Raw genomic sequence first — 23,007 nt, 5'->3', positions numbered from 1 at the left:
TAACGTCTCATGCGCTGCCGTTCGGGATACCAACAGGTGTAGAAATATACGATGGAAATCAATACGTTCCTGGCATTCTGGCGGGCAACACGCAGCGGAGGAGCATGGGCAAGTCATTTCAGATTCTATGGCGCGACCTCAAGAGGATATTGCGCAACCCCGTGGCAGTTATCGTCACTCTGGGCGTATGCGTGATTCCCTCTCTCTACGCTTGGTTCAACATCATGGCGAACTGGGACCCCTACGAGAACACGCAGGACATTCGCATCGCCGTGGTAAACAAGGACCAAGGTGCAGACGCTGGTGACGACCTTGGCTTTATCAACGCCGGTGACATGGTCGTAGAGGAGCTGGGCAAAAACTCCCAGCTCAAGTGGGTCTTCATGGACGAGGAGTCCGCACTCGAGGAAGTGAGCTCGGGCCGCTCGTATGCCGCCATCGTGATTCCCGCCGACTTCACCAAAGACCTCACGTCGGTCCTCACGGGCGACCTTGCCTCGCCAGACCTCACCTACTACGTAAATGAGAAGGTCAACCCCATTGCCCCCAAGGTCACGGACACCGGCGCCTCAACCGTGGAGACGCAGATTAACGAGACGTTCGTCCAAACCGTGACCAACGTGGTGGTAGAGAGGCTCCAGGGGCTCGCCACCGACGCGAAGGGAGACGCCGGGGAGGCGTCAGCGAGCATCGTCTCGCGCATCCGTGGCGTCGAGGACACCGTAGGCGAGCTCTCGTCGAACATGGACGATGCGCAGAACACCGTGAGCGCTGCCCGCGAGGCCATAGAGGACGCCGAGACGACCCTCGACGAACTCGACTCCACTTCGTCCGAGGCAAGCGACAGCCTCGCCGAGGCAACGGGCATCCTCTTCACATCCCGCGACGATGCGACCTCACTTGCCACGGCGGTCACCAATGCTGCGCTCGACGGATCGACGCGCATCGCAAGCATCTCGGGCGACGCAAACCAGGCAATCGGCAAGATCTCTGGCAAGATTGGCCAGGCCCAGGGCACGGCGGAGGGCGCCCTTACCACGGCGCAGTCCCTCGTGGACGAGAACCGCCGCCTCGTGTCCGATCTCGAGTCGCTCTCGTCCTCGGTTCCCGAGGACCTCCGCCCCAGGTTTGACGAGGCGGTGGACAAGATTAGCGCGCAGGTCGACAAGGAGCAGGAGACGGTTGACGAACTCTCCCGCGCGGCCGAGGACATCGGAGACACCAACGATGCAGTATCCGACCTCTCCGACGCGATGAACGAGTCGATCCAGACAGGCACCTCCACGCTCGTAGACGTGAACTCAAGCTTCGGCCAGAATACGCTCCCCCAACTCAACGGCGCCCTCGACAGCTTCTCGAGCGCCGCGCAGAGCCTGTCCGGCTCGCTTGGTGCGCTCTCGCCCACCATCTCCGAGACGAAGAGCGTGCTGGAGCAGCTCGACAGCACGCTCGCCGAGGCCTCGAACACGCTCACCGTCACCAAGCAGTCGCTCGACGAGATGGGCTCGACCCTTGGTGACGTGGCCACGGACCTCTCAGCCATCCAGAGCTCCGAGGCCCTCTCGCGTGTGGACCAGCTGTTGGGCCTCGACGCCTCCGGTATTGCGTCGTTCATGTCGTCGCCCGTGCAGCTTGACTCCGAGGCCGTCTTCCCCGTTGCCAACTATGGCTCGGGCGTGGCGCCCTTCTACACGAACCTCGCCCTGTGGGTTGGCGGCTTTGTCCTTATCGCCATCTACAAGGCCGAGGTGGACGAGGAGGACATCGAAGGTGGCTTTGCCCCCTGGCAGGGCTACTTTGGCAGGCTTCTGCTCTTCCTCGTGCTCGGCACCCTTCAGGGCGTCATCTGTACCGTGGGTGACCTCATGCTGGGCATCCAGTGCATCGATCCCGTCGCCTTTGTCTTCACGGGCGTCATCGAGTCGATCGTCTACGTGAACATCATCTTCGCCTTCGCCGTTGCGTTCAAGCACATCGGCAAGGCCCTCTGCGTGCTTCTCGTCATCCTGCAGATTCCCGGCTCCTCGGGCACCTACCCCATCGAAATGATGCCTGGCTTCTACCGGGCGATAAACCCCTGGCTGCCCTTCACGTACGGTATCCGCGCCATGCGCGAGACCATTGCGGGCTACTATGGCAACTACTTTGCGCAGGACATCTGGATGCTTCTGCTCTACCTTGTCCCTGCCCTGCTCATTGGCGTGGGCTGGCGCAGGCACCTCTTGAACATCAACTCGCTCTTTGACAAGAAGCTTGCCGAGACGGACCTCATGATCTGCGAGCGAGACGGCATCGAGGTCGAGCACTACCGCATCTCCTCGCTCATCAAGGCCCTTATGCATACCGACGAGTACCGCACGCAGATCACGCGCCGCGCGGCGCAGTTCGACGCTGCCTATCCGCACCTCATCCGTGTTGGGTTCGTGCTGCTCCTGGCACTGCCCCTAGGGCTTTCCCTCATCATGTTCTCGGTGGGCAACAAGCTGCCCTGGTTCATCGTGTGGATTGTCTGCCTGGTGCTTCTCTGCACGGCGCTCATCATCGTCGAGTACCTCCACGAGTCCATGCACAGGAAGACCGCCGTGGTTAGCCTCTCGAAGGACGAAATGTACAGGCTCTTGGGAGACCAGCTCGACAACGAGTACTTTGCCTCTCCCCTCGAGCGCCTGCACCGTCGCGTGAGCGCCGCGGTCCAGGGCGTCCAGGCAAAGCATGCCGAGACTGCACAGTCGGCGAGCAACGACGCCGCGCAGACGACACTCGCGCTGCGCAAGTTCATCGACACCCACAGCGGTAGCCCAGACGACGCCGAGGCACCCACCATCGTGCGCGGCGGGGCGCCCTCGGCAACCCAGCCGCTTGAGGAGCGACCGCTTGAGCCCGAGGTCGAAGAGGCAGAGACCCCTCTGACCACCTCCGCGGCACCGGCCACGCAGGGCGAACCAGAAGATGTCACCAAACGCGGATGCAAGGACAGGCGTGCGTCCAGGAAGCACGGGAAGGGAAAGAACAAGGGCCACGGCAGGTCCAACAAGCACGAGAGGCACAACAAGGGTGGGAAGAGGGGCCGCAAATGAGAAGGATATGGCGCATCTTCTGCCTTGACGTGAAGCATGCCACGAAAAACGTCATCGCCCTCATCGTGTGCGTGGGCCTTGTGGTCATACCGTCGCTCTATGCGTGGTTCAACATCGCGGGAAGCTGGGACCCCTATGGCAACACGGGCAACCTCAAGGTCGCCGTTGCCAACACGGACGAGGGTTACCAGAGCGACATCATCCCGGTAAAGATCAACCTCGGCGAGCGGGTAGCCAGTGACCTCTCGCAGAAGACCACGATCGGCTACGTGGTCACGAGCGAGGACGACGCAGTTGAGGGCGTGCGCAGCGGGAAGTACTACGCCGCCATCGTCATCCCCGAGGACTTCACGAAGGACATGCTCACGGTCTTCTCGGATGACATCCAGCAGGCGACCATCGTCTACTACAGCAACGAGAAGGAAAACGCCATCGCCCCCATTGTCACGGACAAGGCCGCGACGGCTGTGAAGAACAACATCCAGGCCGACTTCGCCGAGAGCCTGGGCGAGGTGGGTGCAGGTGCGCTTTCGGAGATCTCTGGCCACGTGAGCGACGACGACCTCATGGACATTAGCCAGAACCTCTCCGACGCCATCTCGAAGGCGTCGGGCGACCTGCGCACGGTCTCGTCGCACATGGGCATCTACTCCAGCCTGCTCTCGTCTGCGGGCTCGATCATCGACTCCTCCTCGTCGCTTCTCGAGGGCACGGGCTCCTCGACCGAGGCGGTACGCGACGCGCTCTCGGAGTCTGCCGAGGGCGTACGCGAGGTGGGCGACTCAGTGGACTCCGCCTCGGCGGCCATCGATGAGGCGCTCACCACGAGCCAGCAGAGCTTTGACTCCGTGTCTTCGGCGGTCGACGAGGCGTTTGACGCCGCGGAGACCGATGCCTCAGACGGCGCAGCTAAGCTGCGTGACATCGCGACGAAGATCGACACCCACGTCGCCGCCTACCAGGAGTTCGACCAAAGCCTGAAGGACCTGCGCGACCTTCTGCCGGAAGACGCCAAATCCCTGCTCGACCCCACGATTGCACGGGTCGAAGGCGTGATTTCCACCCAGCAGTCCATCGCAGAGCACCTGCGTACCTCCGCGCAGAACCTCGAGGACGGCGTCTCGAGCGCCAAGGAGGACCACGAGGAGATCTCGTCCCTCATCACGCAGGACGCCCAGGAGATCTCTGACGCACGGGGAACCTTCGAGAGCGACCTGCAAACCGAGCTCTTGGACCTTGCGAGCTCCATCGACAACGCCTCGACCGCATCAAGCGCGGTCTCGACCAAGCTCGAGGAGACCGTGAGCGACGTGAGCGACGCGGCATCGCTCACGTCTGGCGACCTCTCTGACATGAAGGAGATGCTCGACTCCTCCGCGACACAGGTCGACAACATGGCAGACGACCTCGACCAGCTGTCCCAGAAGCTCACGGACGCCCTCGGGTCGGGAGACGCCCAGCAGGTCCGCCAAATTCTTTCGGCCGACCCAACCGACCTAGCGAAGTTCCTCTCCGAGCCTGTGGGGCTCAGCCGCGTGGCCATCTATCCCATCGCCAACACGGGATCGGCCATGGCCGGCTTCTACACGACGCTTGCCATCTGGGTTGGCGCAGTTGTCCTTGTCGCCATGATGAAGGTCCAGGTCTCGGATGCCGAGCTTGCCGAGGCAGACGCCCGCCCGCGCCATGCATACCTGGGACGCCTGCTCCTCTTTGGCCTCCTGGGCGTTCTCCAGGCGTTGCTCGTCTCGCTGGGGGACCTCTTCTACCTGGGAATCCAGTGCGTAAGCCCCGTGGTCTTTGTGCTCTCGTGCTGCCTCGTCTCGGTTGTCTTCGTGAACATCATGTACGCGTTCACGGTCTCGTTTGGAGACGTGGGCAAGGCCGTCTGCGTGTTTCTCCTCGTAATCCAGGTGGCGGGATCTGGCGGCACCTTCCCGGTGGAGATGCTCCCCAAGGCGTTCCAGACCCTCTACCCCACGTTGCCGTTCGTGCACTCCATTGCGGTCATGCACGAGTGCATCGGGGGCTTCTATGGGTACACCTGGCTCATCGAGATGGCCATCCTCGGCGTCTATGTGGTGCTCTCGCTCACTTTGGGGCTACTCTTGAGAAAGCCGGTCGTACGCCTCAACAACTGGGTCATCGAGAAGCTCGAGTCGACGAAGATCATGTAGGCGTTTCTCTGGCTTCGCGGCCGAGTCTATACTGATGGGCTGGACACACGAACGATGAGAGGAACGAGAGGCACCACCTTGGCAGACGAGAAGCACGTGCGCGTTCGCTTTGCACCCTCCCCCACCGGCAAGCTCCACGTGGGCGGCGCGCGCACCGCGATCTACAACTGGGCCTTCGCCCGCGCAAACCACGGCACATTCATCCTGCGCGTCGACGACACCGACCCCACGCGTTCCACAGAGGAGAACACCCAGGTCATCCTGCGTGCCATGAGGTGGCTGGGCTTGGATTGGGACGAGGGTCCGGAGGTAGGCGGCGGCTATGGCCCCTACCGCCAGGCCGAGCGCATGCAGCTCTACCGCGACGCGGCGCAGCGCCTCTGGGATGAGGGCAAGGCCTACCCCTGCTTCTGCACGTCCGAGAGGCTCGCTGCCGACAAGGTCGCGGCAGAGGCGCGCCGCGACCCGTTCCAGGGCTACCAGCGCACCTGCCGCAACCTCGACCCCGCCGAGGCCAAGCGCCGCATCGACGCGGGCGAGCCGTACACGCTGCGCATCAAGGTGCCGCTCGACCGAGGCGACGTGGTGGTACGCGACGCCGTCCACGGGGACGTGACGTTTAACGCCCGCGAGCTGGACGACTTCATCATCTTCCGCTCCGACGGCACCCCCACCTACAACTTTGCCACGGTAGTGGATGACGCCACGATGGGCATCACCCACGTGATTCGCGGTGACGACCACCTCTCCAACACCCCACGCCAGGTCATGGTCTACGAGGCCCTGGGTGCCCCCGTGCCCACCTTCGCGCACATCTCGATGATCTTGGGTCCGGACGGCAAGAAGCTCTCCAAGCGCCACGGTGCCACATCGGTCGAGGAGTACCGCGATGCCGGGTACCTCTCGGACGCCTTTGTGAACTATCTCGCGCTTCTCGGCTGGTCGCTTGACGGCGATACCACAATCGTGCCGCGCGGCGTGCTCGCACGCGAGTTCTCGCTCGATCACGTCTCCAAGAACCCGTCGACCTTCGACCCCAAGAAGCTCGACGCCATTAACCAGGCCTACTACCTGGCAATGAGTGACCGAGAGTTCTCCGAGCGCGTGCTTGTGCCGGAGCTTCGCTCCGCCGGCCTCGAGCCCGCCGAGGGTCCGCTTGCGCACGACGACGGCTGGTATGACCTGCTCTCCTCGGTGCTCAAGCCCCGCACCGTGGTGGCACCGGACGTTGTGGCAAAGGCGCACTTCCTCTACGAGGGCGACGATGTCACGCTCGACGAGAAGTCTGTCGAGAAGAACCTGGCCAAGGCTGGTGCACGCGGCTTCGTGGCAGCGGCGAGAGAGGCGCTTTCCGCACTTGATGGAGGCTCTTGGCACGTCGATGCCGTCAACGCTGCCCTTGAGGCCCTGCCCGAGAAGCTCGGCGCCTCCAAGCGGAAGTTCTTCGGTGCCGTGCGCGTGGCGGCCTGCGGCAACCAGGTCTCCCCTCCCATGGGAGAGTCCCTCGCGCTCCTCGGCCGTGACCGCACGCTTGCGCGACTCGCGCGTGCGGAGGGCATTGCAGCAGAGTAGGACCGGTGCGCCCGGGAGTGGAGGCTCGTCCCGAGGTGCGCGTTTCTCGCTGCCTTTGCGGCGGAGGTTCTGTAGCAGACGTTGTATGCGGACGAGAGGGGCAGAGATGGTCACGATGTCGGCGTTTGAGGTGCTCGGCCCCATTATGGTGGGCCCTTCCTCCTCGCACACCGCTGGCGCCCTGAGGATTGCCCTCGTGGCTCGCTCGCTTGCGCCCGCATCCATCGAGCGTGTGGACTTTGTCCTGTACAACTCGTTCTCGCGCACGCACGCTGGCCACGGGACCGACCGGGCGCTTGTCGCGGGCATCCTCGGCCTTGGCCCGAGCGACATCCGTGTGCGGCGATCCTTCGAGCTTGCCCGTGAGGCAGGGCTTGAGTTCTCCATCACCGAAGGCGGCAGGGACGAGGGCCTTCACCCCAACACCGTTGAGATCCACATGGCGTGCGAAGGTGGTGCGTCCATCTCGGTCACGGGCGAGTCGCTTGGGGGCGGACGCGCTCGCGTGAGCAGCATCGAGGGCGTCCAGGTAAGCATCGCAGGCGACATGCCCACCGTCTTCGTGGAGCACAGGGACCTCCCCGGCGTGCTTGCGGCCCTCACGCAGGCGCTTTCCTCGGCAAACGTGAATATCGCCACCATGAGCACGTTTAGGCAGGAGCGCGGCGGCAAGGCATACACCATCTTCGAGGTCGACGAGCCTGTGGAAGCGCACCTTCTCGAGCTGCTGGGCGCAACCGAGAGCGTGAGGTTTGCCTCACAGGTAGACATCCCTGGTACGGCCAGCACGAACGCTCCGGTGGAGCCGGGCCTCTCGTTTGCGAGCGGCGAGCAGCTCCTTGCCGCCTGCGGTGCTCGGCAGCTCTCGATAGGCGAGCTCATGCGCGCCCGAGAGGTGGAGCTGGAGGGCGGTGCCGATGGCACGGCGGCGACCGATGCTGCCATGGCGCACGTGCTCGAGGTCATGCGTAGCGAGACGACCGAGGCCCTCACGAAGCCAAAGCCGTCGCTGGGAGGCCTCCTCGGCGGCCAGGCCGCGCGCGTGGCGAACGGCGGTGCGGGCCTTGCGAGAGGCGAGAGCCTCGCGGACGGCAGAGCCCTCGCGGATGCGCTCATGGGAACGACGCTCACGCGGGCGACGGCGTTCGCGATGGCAACGCTGGAGCGCTCGTCCACGATGGGCGTCATCGTGGCAGCTCCCACAGCCGGAAGCGCCGGGGTCGTGCCCGGGGCCCTTCTCGCCTGCGCAGAGGCGACGGGTGCCGAGGACGCCGCCGTGAGGCGCGCACTCTGGAACTCCGCAGCCGTGGGCGCGATTGTCTCGACCAACGCGACGGTAGCGGGTGCCGAGGGCGGATGCCAGGCGGAGGTGGGCACGGCGGCGGCCATGGCCGCAAGCGCGCTGGTGGAGCTTCTCGGCGGGACGCCAGCCCAGTGCCTGGATGCGGCGTCGCTGGCCATCTCGAACACGCTGGGGTTGGTCTGTGACCCCGTGGGCGGCATGGTCGAGTTCCCCTGCCAGGTGAGAAACGCGATGGGCGTGGCGTGCGCCATGAGCTCCGCACAGCTGGCGCTCTCGGGCGTGGCGTGCCCCATCCCCTTTGACGAGGTCGTTGACGCCATGGCGGCCGTTGGGGCGGCGCTTCCGCCTACGCTGCGCGAGACCGCCGAAGGCGGACTTGCGGCGACACCCACCGCACGTGGCGGGCGCTGCGGCTGCGGCGGCGGCTGCGGGCAGGGGTGACGAGACGCACGAGATGCGCACACAAAAGCAGGCCACCGGCTATGCCGAGGACCTGCGGATCCTTGGTAGCCCGTAGCAGATTCGAACTGCTGATCTCCGCCTTGAGAGGGCGGCGTCCTAGGCCGCTAGACGAACGGGCCGTATTCGGTTGTACGGGGACAGTGGCTGGGATGGAGAGAATCGAACTCCCGTTGACGGAACCAGAATCCGCTGTCCTACCGCTAGACGACATCCCAATTAATGTCTGTCCTGTCTCAACGCGAGAAGATACTTTACGGCATACCCCCAGCCATTGCAAGCATCAATCTCAATTTTTTAGGCGGGATTGGAGGGGTGCAGTGCGGATGTGTCGCAGGGGTGTGCAACGAGCCATGCGAGCAGGGCGTCACGGTCGTTTTCCACCCTGTCGTGCACGACATCGTCGAGAAGCGTCGTGAGGGCATGACCCACTTCCGGCCCCGGCCCAATCCCAAGCGCACGCATGACATCTCCCCCGCCAACGGCAAGGTCGCGCACACGAAACGTCATCCCTCTCGCAAGCTCGGCCGCAAGCGCCGCCTCAAACGTATCGAGTTCCACCGCACGTTGGGCACAGGCGCGCGTCTTGCCCAAAGCGTCACCCCGCTGCAAATCCAAAAGCTGGAATGCCAGAGAGGGTGCCTCGCCAGGGCACGCCCGGTCAAGCCTTCTCAGCAGCCGGCGCACTCCCGCAGACGTTGCCGAGAGATGCCGGTCGTGATACCTCACAAGAGCCGTCGCCCTGTTGGCCACCTCATGGGGAAGCGCCAGGCCGAGAAGGACGTCCCGACAGATGTCCGCCCCCACGCGCTGATGGCCGCGAAAGTGCCCGTGGCCATTCTCGTCAATGGACACGCACATGGGCTTGCCTGCATCATGCAGGAGCGCAGCCCACCGCAGCGCCTGCGTGGGCACGCCGCCGGCAAACGCCTCGACTCCCGCGCACACCCTAGCGGTATGCTCCAAAAGGTCATACGCGTGATAGGAGCTGTGCTGGTTTAGACCCCTCATGGGCATGAGTGCTGGCACGGCACGCGCCACCACGTCGAACTCGTGCCGAAGCGCCCAAGACACGCGACCGGACGACACAACACCGTCCATCTCCTGGCCCACGCGCTCGCGTGCGATGCCTTCGAGCTCTGGGGCGCACGCCACAAGCGCCGCCTGCGTGCGGGGCTCAACGTCAAACCCCAGCCTGCAGGCAAAGCGCACCGCGCGCAGAACGCGCAGGGCGTCCTCGTCGAAGCGCCGGTACGGGTCTCCCACCGCGCGCACCACGCCACATGCAAGGTCCTCTCGCCCGCCAAAGAGGTCGAGAAGCCCACGCTCCGGGTGATATGCCATGGCATTCACCGTAAAGTCACGACGGGCAAGGTCCTCTCGCACGTCGTGAACAAAGCGCACCTCATCGGGGTGGCGGCGGTCGGAGTAGGCACTCTCGACACGATAGGTGGTCACCTCGACGGGCAGCCCCTCGACCACGGCGGTCACGGTGCCGTGAGCAGTGCCCGTCTCGTGCACCTCCATGCCTGCAGCGGCTAGGATGTGCTCGGTTTCCTGCCAGGGGGCAGAGGTCGTCACGTCCACGTCGTGCATGGGCACGTCGAGAAGGGCGTCACGCACCCAGCCGCCAACCACCCACGCCTCGAAGCCCGCATCTTCGAGAGCGCCAAGGACGCGCAGGCCGTAGCCGGGCACGGGGTATGCAGGCACGTCTCGCACTACCGGCATGCACACCCTCCCTGCTCCAAGCGCCGCTCTTCCCGTGAACCGAAGTATAGCGCGCTCGTGCAGGAGGGATGCACCGGACCTGCCACAAGGCCGCCCGGGTACCACGTGGTATGCTTCCAAACGGTATCAATTAGGAAACCCAATCGGAACAGGGAGGAAAACATGGACGATTTGACCAGCATCACTGCTGACGACCTTGCCGCCTCGCACGAGAGCTTCTCGGCCGAGCGTGTGAACGCTGTTGCAAAGAACGCCGTCACTGCCAATGGCATCCGCTCGGCAGCACGCCGCCCCGAGGGCGTCGCCGCCAACGCGCTGGGCTTTGACATTGAGGTCACCCAGGGCGAAAGATGCGACCAGGAGCACTCCGGGCGCTGCTGGATGTTCGCGAGCCTCAATACCATGCGCTATCGCGTCATCAAGAAGTACAACCTCAAGACCTTCGAGTTCTCGCAGGCCTATCCCCTCTTCTGGGACAAGCTCGAGAAGAGCAACTGGCTCCTCGAGAACATTCTCGACACGCTTGACGAGCCGCTCGACGGCCGCCTGGTGTCGTTCCTGCTCACCGACCCCATCGGTGACGGCGGGCAGTGGGACATGTTCAGGAGCCTCGTGAAGAAGTACGGTGTGGTGCCCAAGGAGGCCATGCCCGAGACCGCCTGTTCGAGGAACACCGCTGATATGGACCGCTACCTCACCCGCTACCTGCGTGGCGCCGCCAAGCGCCTGCGTCAGAGCCACGAGGCCGGCGTCGGGGCCAACGACCTGCACGCCATGAAGAAGGAGATGATGGACGAGGTCTACCGTCTCTTGGTCACCTGCCTGGGCGAGCCTCCCGCAAGCTTCCCCGTGCGCCTGCGCGACAAGGATGGCGGGCTTGCGCTTGCGGGCACGTTCACACCCAAGGAGTTCTTCGCGACTGCCGTTGACATGGACGTGGACGCCTACGTCTCTTTGATCAGCGCCCCCACGGCCGACAAGCCCTTTGGCCACACCTATGCGGTGAGCCGCCTGGGCAACGTGTGGGAAGACCACGGCGTGCGCTACCTCAACCTCCCGCCGGAGGAGCTCAAGCGCGTGGCTATCGCCCAGCTCAAGGACAACCTGCCCGTGTGGTTTGGTTGCGACGTTGCCCAGAGCTACCTGCGTGACGAGGGCATCATGGACACCGCCGCACTCGACGTGGATGCGCTCTTTGGCTTCCCCGTTGAGGGCAACATGGACAAGGCCGAGCGTCTCGACTATGGCGAGAGCCTCATGACCCACGCCATGGTGCTCGAGGGCGTGCGCCTGGATGCCGACGGCAAGCCCGAACTTTGGAAGGTCGAGAACTCCTGGGGCAAGGATCACGGCCGCGACGGCTTTGACACGCTCTCCGATGCGTGGTTTGACGAGTATGTCTACCAGGTCGTCGTTGACAAGAAGTATCTCACCGAGGACGAGCGCCACACCTACGAGACCGAGGAGCCCACGGTGCTTGCCCCCTGGGACCCCATGGGCTCGCTGGCGTGAGACAAGGAGACGATATGGGAAGCGTTGGCATTGATTGGGCGTGCGAACAGGGCGCGGCCTTCTCGACCGAGCGGGCCAACCGCGTGGCGAGAAACGCCGTCACTTCCATGAACGTGATGGCCGCTGCACGTGACTACACACGCATGCGCGCCTACCACGACACCTACGGCGTCTCGATCAAGCGTACCGGTGACGTTACCAACCAGCGCCAGAGCGGCCGCTGCTGGATGTTCTCGGCCTACAACGTTGCCCGCGCGGCAACCATGGACCTGCTCGACGTGGACTCCTTCGAGTTCTCGCAGGCATTTGGCATGTTCTATGACAAGCTCGAGAAGGCCAACGCCATGCTCGACCACGTGATTGCGCTGGTCGACCGCCCCGACAACGACCGTGAGCTTGACCACGTGCTCGAATGGGGCATGAGCGACGGCGGCTACTACTTTGAGGCCATGGACCTTATCGCCAAGTGGGGCCTCGTGCCCAAGGACGTGATGCCCGAGACGGCCTGCTCCAAGAGCTCCGCCGAGATGGATGCCCAGCTTAACCGCCTGCTGCGTCGTACGGCCGCTGAGATTCGCCGCGCACACCGTAAGGGCGCCAGCGCCGAAGGGCTTGCGGCCAAGAAGGACGCCTGCATGGCAGGCGTCTACCGCATGCTCTCCATATGCCTGGGCGAGCCACCCGCGACCTTTGACCTTGAGGTCAAGGTGGGCAAGAAGGCCAAGGCAGACACCGCAAAGCTCACGCCAATCCTGCCCGAGGACGCCTCCAAGAGCGCCAACGACGCCGACGCCGCAGACACCAAGGACGCCGAGAAGGAGGCCCGCATGCTCCTTCGCGACGCCGGCATCACCCCTCGCGAGTTTGCCGAGCGCTACGTGCCCTTCGACCCTAACGACTACGTGCAGCTGGTCTGCATGCCGGGAGCTTCGCGCCCCTGGAAGACGGCATGGCACGTGCTCCTCGAGGAGCCCATGGTGGGCGGCACCCCCAACCGCTTCCTCAACATGCCCCAAGAGGTGCTCGAGCAGGCGGCCATCGCAAGCCTCAGGGCTGGCGTGCCCGTCGGCATGGATGCCGACGTCATGCAGGAGTTCCCGCGTCACATCGCCGACTTCCCTGGCGTGTTGGCGACCGATGGCCTCGACCTCGAGGGGCTCTTTGGCATGGACCTCAAGATGGACCGCGAGGACATGCTCGACGTGCGCGAGACATCCCTCACCCACGCCATGACCTTCCAGGGCGTGGAGTTCGACGAGGCTGGCAAGCCCGTGGCATGGCGTGTCGAGAACAGCTGGGGCAAGGACTCCTGCAAGGACGGCTACCTCTACATGAGTGCCGACTGGTTCCGCACCTACGGTGGCGCCGTGACGGTCATGCGCAAGTTCGTACCAGAAGACGTACTCGAGCTTTGGGACAAGGCCAAAGCTGTCGACGTGGAGCCGTGGGACGGCGTCGCCGTCGCACTTGGCGTATGCACCTGCAGGTAGGAGGCCTCATGGGAGCCACTCTCGACACCACTGCGCACCAGGTAGACACACCCGTGAGAAACGTCATCTTCGACATGGGCGGCGTGCTTCTCCGCTTTGATGGCCTGCTCTTCTCTCGCTTCTACACCTCGAGCGAAGAGGATGCCGCAGCGCTCAATGCGGCACTCTTCTCGAGTTCTGCCTGGCCTCTGCTCGATGCCGGCGTGATTAGCGAGCCAACGATAGAGCGCATGGCGCAGGCGCGCCTGCCTGAGCGTCTGTGGACCAACCTCCACGAGGCCCTCGGCCATTGGCAGGAGCATCAGCCCGCCATTGTGGAGACAAATGAAGTTGTGGGGCGTCTGCATGCCGCAGGCTATGGCTGCTACCTCCTTTCCAATGCCGGTCTCAGATTCTGGCGCGCCAAGGAGCGCATCCCTTCCTTCCCCGTTATGGACGGCTGGGTAGTCTCGGCCTTCGAGCACCTTATGAAGCCCGATCCCGCCATCTATCTCCTGCTCTGCGAGCGTTATGGACTTGACCCCGCAGGCTGCGTTTTTGTGGATGACAATGCCGACAACACCCGTGGGGCAGAGGCAGCGGGCATGCATGCCCACCTCTTCCAGGGTGCAGCCGGACTGGTAGGCTACCTCGAAGACCTTGGCATGAACTTCTAGCAACAGCAACCACGACAACGCAAGGGCAACCCCATGCTCGACCTCACGACCCCACATGTGCAATTGCATGTGGGGGTCGTGGTTTGTCCTAGAACTCAGCGAAACGAGGCTCTCCCACGCTGCAGATGTCGTCCCCGTTGGCGAAGTCGGTTGCCGCAGCCACAAACGCCTCCTCGTCCCCCGCATGAAACGTGCAGGTAAGCTGCACGTCCTCGGCAAAGACGGAATCGCGCACACGCCCGCCGGCATCTGCCACCATGCACGTGATGCGGTCATAGGCAGAATAGGGAATTTGCACCACCACGCTCGTTACGAGCGTCATCTCAACCACGCTGCCCAAGGCATGGGCCGCCTCAACCGCTTCCTGCGTTGCTGCCGTGTAGGCACGCACCAGTCCACCGGGGCCCAAAAGCGTACCGCCAAAGTAGCGAGTCACCACACAGCAGACGTCCTTGAGGCCGGCACCATGAAGCACCTCAAGCGTGGGCATGCCAGCCGTACGGCTTGGCTCGCCGTCGTCGGAGCATCGCTCCCGCCCGTCCTCGAGTACCCATGCTGGCACGTTATGGCGTGCGTCATGGTGGCGCGAGCGGGCCTTTTTGATAAAGGCGTTTGCCTCGGCCTCGCCGGACACGTGTGCAAGTTGTGCGATGAAACGGCTCCGACGGTCCTCAAACTCGCCTGTAACCTCGATGCCCTTTGCAAGAGTGAAATAGCCAGGCCGAGAAGACTCCCCCGGCATCACGCCTTCGCCCCAAATCTAAAGAGGGGTTCGCCCGCACGAACGTCAGCGCCAGACACGGCTGCTGGCAGGACATCGCCAGAGGCATTGGTCACAGAGACCATAACGATGTCATCATGCCCAGCGGCACGAATCTTCTCGTAATCGAAGGTGATGAGCGGCATACCTGCCGAAACATGGTTGCCTTTCTCGACCAGCACGTGAAATCCTTCGCCGCGCATCTCGACGGTGTCGATGCCTGCGTGAACTAGGACCTCCATGCCCTCGTCAGACGTAATGCCAAGTGCATGCCCCGTGTCAACAGCTGCCGTAACGGTTCCCGTGACCGGTGCATATATGACATTCCCGGAGGGCTTGACTGCCATGCCAGGTCCAAGCATCCCCTGCGCAAAGACGGGGTCTGGGACCTCCAAGAGCGGTACCGCCACGCCATCAACGGGAGAAAGGACGCAGCCAGGCTCCGCCATGCACACCACCGCGCGAGGTAAATCCTCTGCCGAGGCGCACCTCCCGCGCGAGAGTCTGTCAAAGATTCCCATGTAAATGACCCCCTTGGGCATAAGCCCATCAAGCAGAAGTACCGAGCGCAGACATACCCAGTCATTGTAGTGGTAGCAAGCTCGGCCCATCCAGCGTCGTCACATACACCAGATTGTAGCCCGAGACGTCCCTCGGGATTGGCCCCGTCACGAATTGACGGTTGGTGGCAGTTTGTGGCAAATTCTTGATGTGTGGTTTGCCTGGTGCCAATTCGCTGACCTGCGAACCATCAAAACTCGAATGACTTGCTACTCGGGGATGCCACCAAAAACTGCCACCAACCGCAAATCTGTGCCATTCGGCGGGAACCGGAGGCTCCTAGGTGCCGTCTGGATGGGGCCTTGCTGCGCATGGGGGCGCCGGATGGCGCGTTCTTGCGGTTGGTGGCAGTTTTACAGGGTTGCCCCAAGTATCAACCGGTTTGAACATTGATCAGCCGCAGGTCAGGGATTTACGACTGCAGCGGTTTCATATAAAGGATTCGCCGCAAACTGCCACCAACCGTCAATTCGTGAAAGCGACCCAGGATTGTAGCCGCTTCGTGTACCAGTCCCGCCGCGCCAAGCGCAAGCGTGCCAGCACAGCCATCGTCGTGCTAGAATCTCCCCTGCGAAGTGGGCCAGACGATCGCGGGGCCTGCGGTATACCGCAAGCCATGAGGAAAGTCCGGGCTCCACAGGGCAGGAAGCTGGCTAACGGCCAGGCGGGGTGACCCGACGGAAAGCGCCGCAGAAAAGAAGACTCCCGCTGCCCGCCTTGGCGGGTGAGAGAAAAGCTGAAACGGTAGTGTAAGAGACCACCAGCGTCGTGGCAACACGGCGGCTTGGCAAGCCCCTTCCGGAGCAAACGCAAATAGGAGCGCTATGGTGTGGCCCGCACCGCGCTCGGGTTGCGCGCTAGAGGGTGTCGGTAACGACACTCGTAGATAAATGATCGTCCTCGACAGAACCCGGCTCATAGGCCCACTTCGCACCTATGCTCGGTCGGCGCGAACAATGGCATCCACGGTCTTCTCAGCCCAGTCCTTATTGGACACGACAATCTCGAACTTAGCCTTGGGCAGCATGTTCATGGTTGTCTCGCTGCCGCGCACGTGGTGCTTAAACCCAAGCTGCGTACCGCACCCCATGACCTGACTCACCGTAATGCCACGTACGTCAATCTCGCGCAGAGCGTCCTTCACGTCCTCCATGCGTTCCTCGCGCACGATTGCTTCTACTTTGAACATGCTGTCTCCCTAATCGTCAAGGCCCATAAAGGAGGGGTATGCCCTCTCGCCGTGTTGGGTGAGATTAAGTCCCTCTCGCTCCTCACGCTCGCTCACGCGGATGGCCCCACCGCAAAGCGCGCGGACGATGAGGATGCAAGCAAGCGTACCCACAACGGCAACAAGCACGGTGGAGGCAAGCTGCACCCCAAGGAGCCTTACGTCACCATAGATAAGGCCGTCCCAGCTTAGGTTGGGGTTGACGGCCTTGCTCGCAAAGATCCCCGTGGCAATGCCTCCCCATACGCCGCCGATTCCGTGACATCCAAAAGCATCAAGCGCGTCATCGCATCCAAAGCGCGCCTTCATCCTTGAGCAGGTGAAATAGCATATGACGCTGCCGACAAGCCCGATGGGCATCGCGGCCCCCAAGGGTACGTAGCCGCATCCTGGGGTGATGGCCACAAGACCAACGACAAGCCCTGTGCAGGCGCCCACAAGCGTAGGCTTGCGATCGAAAATCACGTCCATGAGCATCCATCCCAGCTCGGCAGAGGCGGCGGCAAGCGCGGTGGTGGCAAAGGCGTGCACGGCAAGCCCGTCGGCAGCGAGGGCGGACCCGGTGTTGAACCCAAACCACCCAAAGAGCAGTACCGTTGCCCCTATCGCCACGAGTGGGATGTTGTGGACGCGATAGTTAACGTTTGCAAATCCGCTGCGACGGCCGAGAGCCAGGCAGAGAACAAGTGCCGAGACTCCCGAGCTAATGTGCACAACGTTGCCTCCAGCAAAGTCGACGGAGCCCAGCGCGGCGAGAAGTCCTTCCTGACCCCACACCATGTGGGCAATTGGATAGTAGACCAAGAAGCTCCAGACCAGCACGAAGAGGGAGCGCCTTGAGGCGCATGCGACCGGCCACCGCACCCGTAATGAGGGCAGGCGTAATGATGGCAAACATCATCTGGAAGAGAGCGAACACCAAAAATGGGATGGTCGACGCATAGGGGGCCAGCCACGGTCTCGCTCACGCCTCCCATGAAGAGGTAGTCCAAGCCACCAACGATGCCCGCGTGGTCCGGACCAAACGAAAGCGAGAACCCCACGGTCAACCAGAGCACAATCTCGAGCCCTACAATGAAGAGGGACGCCAAGATGTTGTTGACAACGTTCTTCCTGCGGCCGAGGCCGCCATAGAAAAACGCGAGGCCAGGCGTCATGAACAGAACAAATGCTGAGCAGATCAGCACGAAAGAGGTGTCTGCGCCACTCATGTCTCCCCCAGTCGGCAACAAACGGCGGAGGCGCGGATGTCTGGTGGCAACCCGCCCCGCGAGGGCCGCCGCTTGTCAGCATCCAATATGGGCTTTGTCATCTTGTGTCAGACGAGTTGCCTTGTAGACCCAGATGGGTTACGAGTGATGACGGAAAGCCTAAAACAGCGAGGACACGTTAAAGGGACAGATATAAGAACACTTGTACTGTTTAGACATGTGGTATAGACTTGACAGAACATTAGTTCTCATATTACGGCACGTGAGGAGGATGCGATGGACAGGCTCACCAAGCTCGGAATTCTCGCTGAGGCCGCACGCTTTGATGCCGCCTGCACCTCCTCTGGCGTTACGCGCGGACCACGTGAGGGTATGGTGGGCGATGCGTGTGCGAGCGGGCTCTGCCATTCCTTCTCGGCAGACGGACGTTGCATCACCCTGCTCAAGGTGCTCATGTCAAATGCCTGCAGCTATGACTGTGCCTACTGCGTCAACCGTCGCGGGGCCAGCTGCCCTAGAGCCACGTTTGAGCCACGCGAGCTTGCGGAGCTCACGGTCGACTTCTACAAGCGCAACTACATTGAGGGGCTGTTCCTCTCATCGGCGGTCCTAGGCAACCCAGACAACACCACAGAGCGCATGATTGCCTGCCTGGAGGCACTTCGCGGAGAGCTGCGCTTTAACGGCTATGTCCATGCCAAGGTGATACCCGGTACGTCTACCGAGCTTGTCGACCGTCTGGGACGCTTTGCCGACAGGCTTTCTGTGAACCTGGAGCTTCCCAGCAGGACGTCGCTTGCAACGCTTTGTCCTGACAAGGACGCGCACTCCGTCATGGCACCCATGGCTCAGATTGCCACTACGCGTCATACGGAAGAGCAGGCACTGCTCGACTCCCCTGCCGGGAAAAAGGCACTCGCGAGGAGGCGAAGGGGAATCTCGGGTCCGGCTTCCGAGGGCATGCGCGTCACTTCGGCTGGTTCCCGTTACACACTTGGCAGGCCCGCGAGCGCCGTGCCCAACGCCCTTCGCACATTTGCACCCGCCGGACAGTCCACACAGATCATCGTAGGGGCATCTCCCGAGGACGACAACCACATCCTGCAGCTCTCGAAGTCCCTGTACGACCACTACGGGCTCAAGCGCATTTTCTTCTCGGCATACATGCCCATGGTCGAAGACAGCCGTCTGCCAGACCGTGAGACGCCTGTGCCACTGCGCAGGGAGCATCGGCTCTACCAGGCAGACTGGCTCATGCGCTATTACGCCTTCGCGCCTGATGAGCTTGCAACGCCCAGCCATCCGTGGCTCGACCTCGACGTTGACCCAAAGCTTGCCTGGGCACTCGCCCACATGAACGCCTTCCCCATTGAGATCATGGATGCCTCGCTTGAAACGCTGCTGCGCGTTCCCGGCATTGGTCCGGTTGGGTCACGGCGCATCCTTGCGGCACGGCGAGCGCGACACCTCTCCTTCGATGACCTACGCGGGCTTGGAGTTGCGCTCAAGCGGGCGCGATTCTTTGTGACCTGCAGAGGCAAGCGCGATCTAACCGCGCCTCTCGATCCGGAACTCATTCGCCAGAAGGTGGTGAGCGATGCCGCAGGAAGCAAGTACAACACAACCAGACGTCAGGCAGAGGGGCAGCTCAGCCTCTTCTAGGTCATGTGTTCCAGAGATTGCCCCCAATGTCACAGATTGCGCGGCACGCGAGGTCTCGGCAGCGCTGGGGCAAGGGCAGGCCGTTGTCGTATGTTGCGAGCGCACCACAGAGTCAGTACTTGCCGCTGTGGGCGTGACCTACCTCGCGCACGCTGATCCATGCCGCATTCGGTTGGTTGCCGTCAATGAAGCGCAGCCACGGCTTGGCGAGAAGGTCGTGACCCTTGGGGACGATAGGGATGGGACCGTGGTCGCGCTGGCACGGCGGGTGTTTGCCGGCTTCGAGGAGAAGTGTGGCAGGTCCTGCTCAAGGCGAGTTGTTCTCGCCTGCGCCGCGGACGAGCCCGGCATGCCGGAAGTGGTCCATCGCTACATGAGACTGGGCTTCTCGATGGGCAAGCGCCTCTATGAGGACGTCGCTGCACCTGAGGCGATTGCATTTGCCAGCCTGGTACAGCGCGTCTCGACGGAGTGCGAGCACACGCGGCAGTTTGTCCGCTTCGTCAAGATTCCCGACGGCACCTTTGTCTCTGTCTTCGAGCCCGCCGAGAACACGTTGCCGCTCGTGGGGGTTCACTTTTCTCGTCGCATGCGAGAGGATCGCTTTGTGATTGTGGATCCCAGGCACCTGGTGGCCATCTTCCATGAGCCGGAAGCCACTGCCTGCGCCGTAGTGGGGCTCGATGAAGACACTGCGGCCACCCTCGCATCGCGCGTGAACGAGGCCGACGAGCGCGAGCAGCTTGTCCAAGCGCTCTGGCAGCGCTTCTACCGGGCAATGGAACTTCCTGGCCGGGGAGCTGCCAGTCGTGGTTATGACCTGCAAGCCGCCTGGATGCCCAAGCGCTTCTGGCACGGCCTGCCGGAGCTTAACCCCAAGCCTTGAGTAGCTGCCTGGTGATCTTGACACGTAGGCCGTCACGGTGTGGCCCTCGCCTGTCCAAGTCCGTCATGGCTCCTCTCGCTGATCCCGAAGGACTCTCTCGAAGCGCCACGGCCTCCTGCGCTCGACCTCCTCGGCCACGAGGCCGCACACGTACTCACCGAGGCTCACCCCGCCCTCGCTGCCTGCTCGGACGCCACCCGTGCCGTCTCCCCAGACAGCTCCACAGAGACCATCACGGCCCCGTCATCACGCGCCATGCGCCCGCACCTCTTCCCTATCCGACCCCAAGCAGCTTGTCGGCCAGGGCGGCGCGGGCGTACGCGCTCGTGCTCATGCCCGCGCTCTTGGCCTCACGCTCGACCGCCCGCTTCATACCGACCGGAACCTTGATCGAGATGACCGCCGTCCCCTCGGTCGAGAGCGGGGGGCGCCCGTGCACGACGCCGCCCATGGTGCGCTCGCCCTCCGGGAACTCCCCACGCTCGTAGGCGTCGCACCAGCCGTCAATCATCTCTTCGGTTATCTCCTGGCCGTTGGCCGCGGCCCACTTCCTCCCGCTCATCGCAACCTCCTTTCGGTAGCCTCTATCTCCATCGCAGACTTCCTCTGCACGGGCGTCATGGCGTGTATCACGAGCCAACCAGAGACCGTCTCGACCGCTATCAGCTCAACGTCCCTCCCGTCAGCCAGCCGACCATGAGCCATCTGGGAGGCTCCTGAGGGCTCTGGCGCATGATGCTCTTCGTCACCGACCCCCATGCCTGAAGCACCTCCCCGCGGCTCAGGTGCTTCAGGGCGTTCGGGTGAATCTCCGGCTCCATCACACCCCTTTCGTCATATCGAAAGTATACCATTTTAAGGATACAAAACCACGACAAGCAAAGCCCATCGGGAGCAGCGCGGCGTCGCACCACCCCCAACGGTATGCAAGATGTAGGAAGCGTACGTACAAACTCCACTGAAGTGGAGTTTGTACGTACGCTTCCTACATCTTGCCCCGGCGACGGGGATTATGACGTGACGACACGTCACCGAGGGTCAGCTGCGCCAGACCTCCCGCAGCCTCCGCCACCGGCTCTTCTGCTCGGCAGACCCAATCGCCTTGCTGCGCTCCTAGGCGTACAGCACCTGCGCGACCTTGGCCGTCTCCTGCACCGCAGCAAAGGCATCCTGGAGCCGTTTGATTACCAGTCAGATTGACACTGCTCCAAAACAGAATCCAAGGCATGTTTCAGCTTCCACCTTGAAAGGAGCCTTGGATGAAGAAGACCAGTGGAGCTGCGTGGCCCCCGTATAAGGAACGGAAGGCACGGGAGGCCTCATCGGCCGCCTCAGGGCATTCGCCCTCTCGGCGCTCCTCGTCGTGAGCCAGGTACTCGACCTCCTCGGGACCGCACTCGCGCCGGTCTCGGCATACGCCGCCACCCCCGTGCCCGGCTCGGTGACGGTCGCGGACGTCGAGGCATACTCCTCAGGCACGGGCATGACACCCTCGCACAGGTTCGTCGACGCCAACGGCGTAGTCACCTACTGCGCCGACGAGGCTCTCGCCACCCCGAGGGTGGGACAGACCTTTAGCGGACGGCCGGCCTCTCCACAGGAGCCACCGACGTCTCCTTCGTCGTCGACACCACCGCCCTCGGGGCAAGAGGCTCGTCGCCTTCGAGAGGCTCTATGACAGCGAGGACCTCCTCGCCTCGCACGAGGACCTGACCGACGTGGGCCAGACCGTCGAGGTCCCCGAGGTCCGCACCACGCTCCAGGGAGACGCGGGCCACGAGTCCGACGCCACCCCCGAGACCGTGACGCTCACCGACACGATTTCCTACAAGGGCCTCAAGGCCGGCACCACCTACGCTGCCACGGGCACGCTCCACTACGTCTCCGCGGACGTCACCGATGCCGGCATCGCGACCGACGCGCCGACGGCAAGGGGGGCACAGCCACCGCGACCTTCACCCTCGAGGCGTCCGAGGGCACCGTGGACGTGACCTTCACGTTCCCCACCCCCCGAAGGCCTAGCTGGCAGAAAGGTCGTGGCCTTCGAGGAGGGCATCCAGGGCGGCCGCCGCGTGGCGGTCCACGCCGACGTGGCCGACGAGGACCAGACCGTCACCTTCCCCAAGGTCGAGACCACGGCCTCCGACAAGGCGGACGGCGACCACCAGGTCGAGGCCGCCAAGACCCAGACCGTCGTCGACCAGGTCGAGTGCACGAACCTCGTGCCCGGCAAGGAGTACACCGTCGACGGTACGCTCCGCCTGGTCGCAGATGACGGCACCGATGCAGGTGTCCTCTCCGACGCCAGCGGCAACAAGGTGGCAGCATCCAAGACCTTCACCCCCGAGGCCGCCGACGGCTACGTGGACCTCGAGTTCACGTTCGACGCCTCAGGTCTCGTCGGCCGCAAGGTCGTCGCCTTCGAGGAACTCTCGACCGCAGGCGTCCGCGTGGCCACGCACGCCGACATCACCGACGAGGACCAGACCGTCGAGGTCAAGACCCCACCGGCCACGGGCGAGCGCCTGCCCAACACGGGCCAGGACCCCATCGCCCTCGGCCTCGTCGCAGCCGGCCTCTCCACCGGGGCCTACGCCCTCCGCAGGGTGCGCCGCCACGACAATGCCGAGTAGGTGCGCGTAAGACAGCCGTCCAAGGTCTGGGGGAGGCGACGCGAGCGTCGCCTCCCCCTCGTTCCCAAGGGGATACGAAATGGGAAAGA

The 23,007-nt window shown here is 63.3% G+C and carries 17 protein-coding genes, 2 tRNA genes, 1 other RNA gene and 2 pseudogenes; 12 read left to right on the top strand and 10 right to left on the bottom strand.

All coding sequences use genetic code 11. The features are described 5' to 3' along the window. Positions 1–104 precede the first annotated feature (104 nt). The 4 genes from E0E00_RS07180 (at position 105) to sdaAA (ending at position 8,570) form a co-directional block, all read left to right on the top strand. A complete protein-coding gene (locus E0E00_RS07180; protein WP_130811861.1) occupies positions 105–3,077 on the top strand; it encodes a YhgE/Pip domain-containing protein in 2,973 nt (990 codons plus the stop codon). Continuing rightward, positions 3,074–5,254: a YhgE/Pip domain-containing protein gene (locus tag E0E00_RS07175; RefSeq protein ID WP_165443604.1), complete on the top strand. Its 2,181-nt coding sequence runs from the start codon at positions 3,074–3,076 to the stop codon at positions 5,252–5,254. The genes E0E00_RS07180 and E0E00_RS07175 overlap by 4 nt, the downstream gene beginning before the upstream one ends. A 78-nt stretch (positions 5,255–5,332) precedes the next feature. Beyond that, positions 5,333–6,826, top strand: a complete 1,494-nt coding sequence (gene gltX, locus E0E00_RS07170; RefSeq protein WP_242622183.1) for a glutamate--tRNA ligase — start codon at positions 5,333–5,335, stop codon at positions 6,824–6,826. Positions 6,827–6,932: 106 nt separating this feature from the next. Then, positions 6,933–8,570 carry an L-serine ammonia-lyase, iron-sulfur-dependent, subunit alpha gene (sdaAA, locus tag E0E00_RS07165; RefSeq protein ID WP_130811858.1) on the top strand — a complete coding sequence of 546 codons (1,638 nt, stop codon included), beginning with the start codon at positions 6,933–6,935 and terminating at the stop codon, positions 8,568–8,570. Between the two features lie 63 nt (positions 8,571–8,633). Here sdaAA and E0E00_RS07160 read toward each other — a convergent pair. From E0E00_RS07160 to E0E00_RS07150, 3 genes are all read right to left on the bottom strand, one after another. Further along, positions 8,634–8,710, bottom strand: a tRNA-Glu gene (locus tag E0E00_RS07160). A gap of 22 nt (positions 8,711–8,732) precedes the next feature. After that, positions 8,733–8,806: transfer RNA gene (locus E0E00_RS07155), tRNA-Gln, on the bottom strand. A 79-nt stretch (positions 8,807–8,885) separates the two neighbouring features. Beyond that, complete coding sequence (locus E0E00_RS07150; protein WP_130811857.1) at positions 8,886–10,319, bottom strand: CCA tRNA nucleotidyltransferase; 1,434 nt, start codon at positions 10,317–10,319, stop codon at positions 8,886–8,888. A gap of 162 nt (positions 10,320–10,481) precedes the next feature. Between E0E00_RS07150 and E0E00_RS07145 the strand changes: the two genes are divergently transcribed. From E0E00_RS07145 to E0E00_RS07135, 3 genes are read left to right on the top strand one after another with little or no spacing between them, the layout of a single operon-like run. Beyond that, complete coding sequence (locus E0E00_RS07145; RefSeq protein ID WP_130811856.1) at positions 10,482–11,831, top strand: aminopeptidase C; 1,350 nt, start codon at positions 10,482–10,484, stop codon at positions 11,829–11,831. A gap of 14 nt (positions 11,832–11,845) precedes the next feature. Next, positions 11,846–13,321 carry an aminopeptidase C gene (locus E0E00_RS07140; RefSeq protein WP_130811855.1) on the top strand — a complete coding sequence of 492 codons (1,476 nt, stop codon included), beginning with the start codon at positions 11,846–11,848 and terminating at the stop codon, positions 13,319–13,321. A gap of 8 nt (positions 13,322–13,329) precedes the next feature. Beyond that, positions 13,330–13,977, top strand: a complete 648-nt coding sequence (locus E0E00_RS07135; RefSeq protein ID WP_130811854.1) for an HAD family phosphatase — start codon at positions 13,330–13,332, stop codon at positions 13,975–13,977. An 88-nt stretch (positions 13,978–14,065) separates the two neighbouring features. On the opposite strand, the gene E0E00_RS07130 is transcribed toward E0E00_RS07135, so the two are convergent. Both E0E00_RS07130 and E0E00_RS07125 read right to left on the bottom strand, forming a co-directional pair. Then, on the bottom strand, positions 14,066–14,719 hold the full coding sequence (locus E0E00_RS07130; RefSeq protein WP_130811853.1) for a YigZ family protein: 654 nt from the start codon (positions 14,717–14,719) through the stop codon (positions 14,066–14,068). Beyond that, complete coding sequence (locus E0E00_RS07125) at positions 14,719–15,258, bottom strand: PTS glucose transporter subunit IIA (RefSeq protein ID WP_165443603.1); 540 nt, start codon at positions 15,256–15,258, stop codon at positions 14,719–14,721. Before E0E00_RS07125 ends, E0E00_RS07130 begins: the two co-directional genes overlap by 1 nt. Positions 15,259–15,870: 612 nt before the next feature. Here E0E00_RS07125 and rnpB point away from each other — a divergent pair. Then, an RNA gene (gene rnpB, locus E0E00_RS07120) (RNase P RNA component class A) lies at positions 15,871–16,232 on the top strand. Here the strand turns inward: rnpB and E0E00_RS07115 are convergent. The 3 genes and pseudogenes from E0E00_RS07115 to E0E00_RS15190 form a co-directional block, all read right to left on the bottom strand. After that, positions 16,233–16,487, bottom strand: a complete 255-nt coding sequence (locus E0E00_RS07115; RefSeq protein ID WP_130811851.1) for a P-II family nitrogen regulator — start codon at positions 16,485–16,487, stop codon at positions 16,233–16,235. It abuts the RNA gene before it with no gap. Positions 16,488–16,496: 9 nt separating this feature from the next. After that, a complete protein-coding gene (locus tag E0E00_RS07110) occupies positions 16,497–17,330 on the bottom strand; it encodes an ammonium transporter (RefSeq protein ID WP_371683384.1) in 834 nt (277 codons plus the stop codon). A gap of 236 nt (positions 17,331–17,566) precedes the next feature. Continuing rightward, positions 17,567–17,683 (bottom strand): annotated as a pseudogene (locus tag E0E00_RS15190) (hypothetical protein); the annotation flags it as partial. 330 nt (positions 17,684–18,013) lie between these two features. Here E0E00_RS15190 and E0E00_RS07105 point away from each other — a divergent pair. Together E0E00_RS07105 and E0E00_RS07100 are read left to right on the top strand one after the other, a co-directional pair. Next, entirely contained in the window at positions 18,014–19,399 is a 1,386-nt protein-coding gene (locus tag E0E00_RS07105) for a putative DNA modification/repair radical SAM protein (RefSeq protein ID WP_130811850.1), read from the top strand. After that, on the top strand, positions 19,335–20,285 hold the full coding sequence (locus tag E0E00_RS07100; RefSeq protein ID WP_130811849.1) for a TIGR03915 family putative DNA repair protein: 951 nt from the start codon (positions 19,335–19,337) through the stop codon (positions 20,283–20,285). Before E0E00_RS07105 ends, E0E00_RS07100 begins: the two co-directional genes overlap by 65 nt. Positions 20,286–20,559: 274 nt before the next feature. On the opposite strand, the gene E0E00_RS07095 is transcribed toward E0E00_RS07100, so the two are convergent. Both E0E00_RS07095 and E0E00_RS07090 read right to left on the bottom strand, forming a co-directional pair. Continuing rightward, positions 20,560–20,847: a hypothetical protein gene (locus tag E0E00_RS07095; RefSeq protein ID WP_130811848.1), complete on the bottom strand. Its 288-nt coding sequence runs from the start codon at positions 20,845–20,847 to the stop codon at positions 20,560–20,562. Beyond that, positions 20,844–21,044, bottom strand: coding sequence for a hypothetical protein (locus E0E00_RS07090; protein WP_130811847.1), 201 nt, complete (start codon positions 21,042–21,044; stop codon positions 20,844–20,846). The genes E0E00_RS07095 and E0E00_RS07090 overlap by 4 nt, the downstream gene beginning before the upstream one ends. A gap of 896 nt (positions 21,045–21,940) precedes the next feature. Between E0E00_RS07090 and E0E00_RS15385 the strand changes: the two are divergent. After that, a pseudogene (locus tag E0E00_RS15385) lies at positions 21,941–22,390 on the top strand (VaFE repeat-containing surface-anchored protein); the annotation flags it as partial. Next, a complete protein-coding gene (locus E0E00_RS15380) occupies positions 22,376–22,918 on the top strand; it encodes a VaFE repeat-containing surface-anchored protein (protein ID WP_242622250.1) in 543 nt (180 codons plus the stop codon). The pseudogene E0E00_RS15385 and the gene E0E00_RS15380, both read left to right, overlap by 15 nt. Positions 22,919–23,007: the final 89 nt, after the last annotated feature.

This window comes from Olsenella sp. Marseille-P4559 (genome assembly GCF_900605015.1).
GTDB lineage: Bacteria > Actinomycetota > Coriobacteriia > Coriobacteriales > Atopobiaceae > Tractidigestivibacter.
Note: the sequence above shows the minus strand (reverse complement) of the source record. Positions and strands in the feature narration are given on the sequence as shown.